Annotated in this window: 5 protein-coding genes; 2 read left to right on the forward strand and 3 right to left on the reverse strand. The window is 37.9% G+C overall.

Going from position 1 to position 7,639, the window contains the following annotated elements; translation table 11 throughout:
• Window positions 1-361 precede the first annotated feature (361 nt).
• Window positions 362-697, forward strand: coding sequence for a hypothetical protein (locus BLP87_RS15545; RefSeq protein ID WP_074463480.1), 336 nt, complete (start codon window positions 362-364; stop codon window positions 695-697).
• Between the two features lie 224 nt (window positions 698-921).
• Entirely contained in the window at window positions 922-1,935 is a 1,014-nt protein-coding gene (locus BLP87_RS15550; RefSeq protein ID WP_027209130.1) for a PD-(D/E)XK nuclease family transposase, read from the forward strand.
• A 73-nt stretch (window positions 1,936-2,008) separates the two neighbouring features.
• Here BLP87_RS15550 and BLP87_RS15555 read toward each other — a convergent pair whose 3' ends face one another.
• From BLP87_RS15555 to BLP87_RS15565, 3 genes are all read right to left on the reverse strand, one after another.
• Window positions 2,009-4,027: a hypothetical protein gene (locus BLP87_RS15555; RefSeq protein ID WP_143002168.1), complete on the reverse strand. Its 2,019-nt coding sequence runs from the start codon at window positions 4,025-4,027 to the stop codon at window positions 2,009-2,011.
• 46 nt (window positions 4,028-4,073) lie between these two features.
• Window positions 4,074-6,182, reverse strand: a complete 2,109-nt coding sequence (locus BLP87_RS15560) for a hypothetical protein (RefSeq protein WP_074463482.1) — start codon at window positions 6,180-6,182, stop codon at window positions 4,074-4,076.
• A gap of 18 nt (window positions 6,183-6,200) precedes the next feature.
• On the reverse strand, window positions 6,201-7,639 hold a 1,439-nt coding region (locus BLP87_RS15565), incomplete at its 5' end, for a polysaccharide pyruvyl transferase family protein (RefSeq protein ID WP_074463483.1).

The raw sequence follows: 7,639 nt of genomic DNA on the forward strand, positions 1-7,639 counted from the left end.
AATGGAAGGGGCTTACAGAGGATTTTGAATACTTCAAAGCTCATGCCCATAAGGTTCGTCTTGATGAGGACCTGCCATTCGAAAACTATGTATTATAACTAAAGTAACTCGGGGAATGCTGCTATTGCGGTGTTCCCCATAACAAGAAACTTGGTGGTAAACTTTTTCGGTAGCGTTAGTGGTAAACTTTTTCAGTATCGCTACTGGTAAACTTATTCACCAGCGAAAAATGGTCAAATGGTAAAGTTTTTCGCTAGCGAAGTGGTAAACTAATTCGGTAGCGAGTGGTAAACTTTTTCATTGACGTTTACAATCCACAAGCCTTGCCGAGAATCATCTTGGCATTGAAGAGGTAGAAAATTTGATATTCGAACTAAATTACGCCAATCAAGAAAAATATATTCTTGAAGGCCAGCGTCGTTACAGAGAGCAGATGAATTCTCAGTATACCGCAGGTTATACTGATGCTGAAGAAAAATGCAAAGCTGAGATTTCTAAAAAAGATGCTGAGATTGCTGAAAAAGAAAGACTTATCGCTAAAATAGACGCCGAGATTGCCGAAAAAGAAAGGCTTATCGCTGAAAAAGAAGCTGAGATTGCCGAAAAAGAAAAACTTATCGCTGAAAAAGAAGCTGAGATTGCTGAAAAGCACTCTAAAATTTCTAAATTACAAAGTGAACATAATAAACAAGAATAAGTGAGTACTTGGCCTGAATTGGATCCTTCAATTCAGGCCTATTCTTTTTTTACAAAAATCCCATTTTACCGTTCTACACTACATAAAATCTTAAGAAATTTCGACGGTATTTCTTAAGATTTATCTGCTATCATAGAACGAGTCGGCAGTCTTTCAATGACAATTCTATGTCGACGCTATGGCGATTCGCCAAATCTATAAAAGTTCTATAAGTGAGGTATCAAATGAAAAGTAACCAAACAAATCTTTCAAAATTTTTTCCAATGATCAAGACCAAAGAGCAGATACTTGAAGAAATCAATGCAAATGATACGCTTCGTGCAATCTTCAACAATTGGCCGGAAAAACATCAAAATGAGTTTCTGTCAATCTGCACAGGTTCCAAAGGCGTAAAAATGCTTTATGATTGCTACTTCAAAGAGATTCTCAATCCCGAATATGCTCCTGAGCGTCTGTCATCGCTTCTAAGCACAATACTTGGAAGAAAAGTCACAGTGAAATATCAGCTGACTAACGACAACACCCGCATCGGAGATGAATCATCCCTTGTAATAACAGACATCGTAGTAGAGCTCGAAGACGGAACTCTCGCAAACATCGAAGTGCAAAAACTTGGCTATGCCTTCACAGGAGAAAGAGCTTCATGCTACTCCGCAGATCTTCTGCTGCGTCAATACAAGCGCATCAGGGATCTACGTAAAAAAGAATTCTCATATAAGGATATCGCTCCTGTATACACCATCGTATTTCTTGAAAACTCTCCTTCTGCATTCAAAGAATACAAAGATGTTTTTGTTCACAAATTTTCTACTGTATCGGATACAGGCCTAAAGATGAATATGCTCCAAAACTTTATATTTATTCCCGTTGATATTTTCCTTGAAAATCTACATAATAATGGTATTAGAAGTGATATGGATGCGTGGCTGACTTTCCTTGGCTGTGACGAACCTAAATATATCTCAAAACTGTTAGAAACACATCCCGATTTCAAGTCTATGTACCATGACCTTTATGGCATATGCCGGAACACAGAAAGGATGATGACTATGTTTTTTTCTGAAGAACTGAAGATTCTGGATGATAATACAGTTAAATATATGATAGATCAACTTGAAGAAGAGGTTAAAGAGCAGAAAGCTAAGCTTTCTGAAAAGGATGCCACTATCGCTAACAAGGACTCAGAAATCGCTCAACTACGAGCCGAGCTTGAGAAATACAAAAACAGGAATACGTGAGTTACATCAGGGCTGAATTGATTTTTCAATTCAGCCCCTTATTTTATCATTTTTACTCCCGTCTATTCGTACATCACCCAATCACATCCCTTATATCCGTCATCCTCCCAAAAAACGGATCTTCCACCTTGAGCTTCAAAAAATCTTCATCCTCAATCTGAACTTTATTTACAAGAGCCAGAATTTTCTCATCAAGCGTCTTATTTTCTATTCTTGCAGCCTCAGGCACCAGTTCAATATACTTCTCAAAATACTCAATTATTCCCTTCTGTGCTTTCTCAAAGGCCTCTATATCTGTCTTGCTTCTGGTCCCCTTAGCAAAAACAGGTTCCCCGTTTTCATCAAATTCCTCAAGCTGCGGAAACGGCGCCGTAAGAATAGTTTCCAGAATATAATAATTGTCGAATATTGCACTGCTGTTTTTCTCTTCATCAGAATAAAAAGGTTCTATATCCAAACCTTTATCCGCCATAAATTCAGGCTCCAGCTGCAAAAAGTAAAAGCCCTTGATATGCTGAGCGAACAACTTCTGAAGATACATCTGAGTAGTGCCCTTTGCAACAAAATCAAACATTCCGATCGCACCCTCGTCTATATCCAGCTTTTCAATATATTTTTTGTAATTCTCTCGCTGCATCCCGGATTTCCTGAGTATCTCTTCATCGCGCTCAGAACGCGTAATTTTCGCAGCATCTATACCAAATCGTCTCTTTAACGCTTCATCCGCGGATCCGGAATACTTCATGCTGTCCACATATTCTATATCTTTCGGATTCTCCATCCCCGCGCGGATTGCAGCAGTTCTGGACGAAAGAAAATAAAAATACTTAGCACTCGTTGCAACTTTCTCGTAAAGCTTTATCGGCAGATATCCGTCTCTGGCACAGAACAAAAGCTGCTTATAGCCCTGTTTCTCAGCTCTTCGCTTCATCCACAAAACAAAATCAGTGATCATCGGCGCACAGAAGGAATATCCTATCCCGAACGAATCCTTTACAGATACTTTTTGCGAAGCTTCTTCAAACCAAAAGGGACTGTTAAAAATCGATGCGATCAGCATTCCGACTTTAACTCTGTCAGAATAGCTCTTTATCTCATTATCCAAACCAAAGCCGCCCAAATGATCATACAGATTGGCACCATTATATATACGCTGAGTATCTATATCATATTCCGAAGCCTTTTCAATATCCGTCGTTTCATCATCACCGATATGCAAGATTTTCTTCCCCGGATATCTTTCTTTGAGAAAAGAATACAGTCCCTGCGTCTTCGACACTCCATACTCGCAGGAAGCAAAAACCTCACTAACATCGCTCAGTCCAAATCGGCCAATAATACTCTCTATCTGCTCTCTTGAATAGTAAGTATCTGAGGTAATGCAAACTGTCTTCCCTGCAGAAATCGCACTTCTGCAAATCCCGCATACCTCTTTTCTCTCAATGATAGTTTTTTGATCCAACATCCATTCAAAATCCGCCAATTCGTCCGCGGATACAGAATGTACGTCTGCTGCCTCAAGAAGAAATTCATATATCTCTTCCAATCTAGGTGCATGATTTTTTGACAGCTCCTTCTCAGCATACAGACGGAGCCTTGCGAAATCAGGAATGATAATGCCCTTTTCCTTAAGCTTCAGATCTATCAATTCAAAAAGATCCGTGTAGCACATCTCGATTCTTGCAATCAGAGTTTCAAAAAAGTCAAAGCTGATCACGTCTGATTTCTCTATCTTTTCCAGAAGGCACTGCACGGTATATCCTTCGAGCCCGGAAAAGACATATGACACATCGTTTACAGCAAGAAGATCCTTACCTCGAACATCAAAAAGAGCGATATTTTTTTCAATGCATAATGCCCCTATCCTCTTGGCTATCGCCTTGCACGATCCCGGACGAGCAACCACTATTATAAGTGATACTCCACTTTCTACTGCTTCCGAGATTGGAATTATGGGATATCCGTAGATTTCACCGTCTTCTCTGAAGCCGTCAAGGAGGCCGACGATATTCAAGTTTCCTTTTTGTTCCTTAAGGAAGCGTTCAGTTTCTGTCCCAAGACCATATACGGCAAATATTCTGCTTTTCATCATTTGCTCAAAAGCTTCCATTTTCAGTCACCTTATTCAAATTAATTTATCATTCTATAACTGATTTCAGATCAAAAGTACGCTTGCAAAATTCATCTTCCAACTTATTTCCTTCAAAAAAATCAGCCCTCATTACAGAATAATTGCCATTGAGTATATTTAAAATCTCATCAGCCAAATCAATTGAAGGGATACCCTGTTTTTCTCTCATTCTTTCAGTATAAGCATCCACAATTCCTCTATGAATTTCTTGCACTGCCTTTAAATAACATTTCTCTCGCTTATCATCTTCGAACACCGGCAGACCGTCACTTGAAAATCCCTTCAGAGTTGCTTCGTAAGATGTCATAATATTTTCCATAAATATATAGTTTTTATATAACTTACTTTGCTTCTCATATACATATTTAGGCTTAAAATATGAGCGGATATCTAATTTATCTTTATATTTATCAAGTGTTTTGATAAAGTAATATCCAATCCATTTTGATTCCGGAAAAATGTTTTCCAACCATAATTGACATGTTCCGGAAGACACAAAATCAAAGAAACCTATCTTTTTATGCCTACCGATAATATTCTCAGCATACTCACGATATCTTTCCCTGTAATTTTGAGCATTCCTCAAAATAATCGGAATGTGCCGCTCTAAAAATTGATTTTTTGTTTCACCCTGGATTTCAGACAAAAGCTCTTCTTCATTCAATGCAAATCTACCCATCAGCATCTCTTTTGCACTTCCCTCAAACGCCATGGAAAACGCATATTTCACATCATCTTCAGAGCTTACCCCCGCCAATGTGCAAGTGTACCTTGATGCATAGAAATACGAATACGGAATTACATTTTCCGTATAATCAGCCCTTACATCGAGAAGCTTTTCTATTATAAAGCCATCTCTCGCCCCCAATAGTAACATCTCGATCTGCTCTTTTTGGCATTCTGAAAGAATCCACTCAATAAAAGCCGCCAACATAGGCTCAATGAAATAGTATCCAATACTATAATTATCCTTTACAACACATCTTCCATAAGTCTCAGAAAAAAGAAACGGATCATTAAATATTTTTGAGAACAGCTTTCCTAATTCGCAGCGTTCTTCAATCATACTTTCAAACGCCAATAACTCAGACAATCTACTGTCATCAATCATCTTATAGATTGAAGAAATTCGGAATGTCTCATCAATTCCCTGTTCATATGCGCAGCGTATATCAGCATCCGCGTTATCACCGATATGTAATATTTTCTTCCCCAGATAAGTCTTCTTTACAGCTTTGAACAAGCCTGAACTTTTTGATTTACCAATCTCACACGAAACAAAAACATGCTCCATTCCGGTATATCCCGCGGCAGTCAGCAGCTCTCGAATAATTTTTTCAGTAAGATACATATCTGAGGTACAACATATCTTCTTATTTTTCGATAAAGCATAATTCCATAAGTCCAGAATACTTTCGCGCGCAAAAAGAACTTCTTTCTCTATTTCTACTTCACATTCTATAAGTTTCTTCTTTACCTCATCATCAATATCTATGTTTCTTTGAATTTCATTATAGATATCATAGATAGTAGGTTGCTTCTCACTATATAGTTTTCTTTCACATTCTATTCTTAACTTATAGAAATCACTTACAGAAACAGGAATAATCGAACCGCAACGTTTCCCGACAATTTCAAAAACATCCGTAGGATAGAGCGTTTTCCTTACAAGCAAAGTATCAAAAATGTCAAAACTCACAACATCGCATTCATCAATCTTCTCTTTAGCTTTCTGCTCAGTACATGAAATATAGAAATCATCTACCTTATATTCTTTTTTTATCTCCTGTTTTGTTCCCTCTATGTTATAGACAGAAATCCCATAGTTTTCGCAAGACTTTGCTATTCTTCTAAAAATGACAGGTACATTTGCCGCCGTCGCAATAATAACAATCTTATTCACAGCGCGCTCATTAACTTCATCTACAGAAAGAATAGGAAGCCCCCATTCGCTTTCTCCGGTCCTGTTTCTATCCATAAGCGCAACAATATTATACTCAGGACAATTTTCAACAATCACCTTAGTATTCTTCCCAAGACCATATATAGCAATACAATCATCCAAATTAAAATTTCGTCTGAACGAATCTTCTACAAATTTTGCTTCATCAATCATACCGTCTCCAAAATCTTCTCATACCAACTTCTGTAACATCTGCTCTACAAGCTCCTTTGCGGAAACAGGGTGAATATTTCTATATTCACATACAAGTTCCTCTTTAATATCATAAAAATCCCACACCGGTGTTACAACAACTGTGATTCCGGAACCGTCGCCTATTTCCAGACGGGCCTCATCGGAATACGGCTGATATACATGAATCCCCTCACAGTTTGTTATACTATTTGCTTTATCAAAGAAACCATCAACTTTCTTAAAACACATCAAAAGGCTCTTCCCAAGTTTTCCGGCGCCATATATAAAAATACTTTTCGATTCAATCAAATAATTATCAATAAAAGCTCCTGCTGCCTCGACTTTTGCCACTTTAAGCATGAGATCCGATCGTTCTATCTCGTTATAATATGCTCTAAGCAATGCTTGCCTTGCTACAAACTCTTCCCAATATGCATTTTCATATTTCATGCGATCCATACTTGCGTTCTTAGAAATAGATTTCATATAATAACGCTGTGGTCTGTTATCAGGTTCATCTCCTATACTGCCGTTATCGCAGTCAGACATCGTATCGTTTTGGCTCTCCAACGCTACTTTTATATATTTGAAAGATTTTTGTCTCTCCACTTCTAATGTCTTTTCAACATGATCATAATCTACTGCTTGTGCAAATAACTTCTCCGCATTCTTAACTGCATTTTGGGCATCCGCTATATCACTGATATAGCGCTCTTTCATCCCAAATGTTTCTAGCAAATCAATCAACCTGCTATTTTTACTTATATCCTTCTGTTTGTTATCAACAGGAAGTACTACAACATTTTTGTGGAAAATAATAGAAAAAACCGTAGCATGAAAAGAATCAGTCAAAATGTATTTGGCATTTTTTATCCATGTAATAAATTCTTTCGGTCCAATCAACTCACCATCAATATAACCAAGCCGCCTGACTTTTACATTTAACTGTTCATATAGATTTAAAAGAATTTCCTCCTGCCTTGGATCCGCTCCTGCCGTATAAAACAATAAATACGGCTCACAACTCTCATCAGATTCATTAGCGACAGACCTCCACTCCCCCTCATCCAAAAGGAATACCGGATCCAGCACCACCTCCGGAGCTATCCCGTGTATTTCCTGTATATACCTTGACGCCGAACGTTCTCTGACAGAAACATAACGGAAATTTTTTATCTCATTTTTGATTATTTCATCGTTACGAGAAGATGCCCTCATCCCTCCAAAACTTGCAGCATAAGTAATCCCCACTTTATTCTTGGGTAAAAAATTCAAACACATTATTGGTAGATTGATAAGAGGCATATCATTTTCTATTCCCCAAATCTGATCACTTCCAACAACGAATATATCAAAATCATCAACGCACTCATCTATATCAGCAGCCGTATATACTCGTTTGGTATGTTTTATTCCATATGAGAATTCCGCAAACT

It is taken from the genome of Butyrivibrio hungatei (assembly GCF_900101605.1).
Taxonomy (GTDB): domain Bacteria; phylum Bacillota; class Clostridia; order Lachnospirales; family Lachnospiraceae; genus Butyrivibrio; species Butyrivibrio hungatei_B.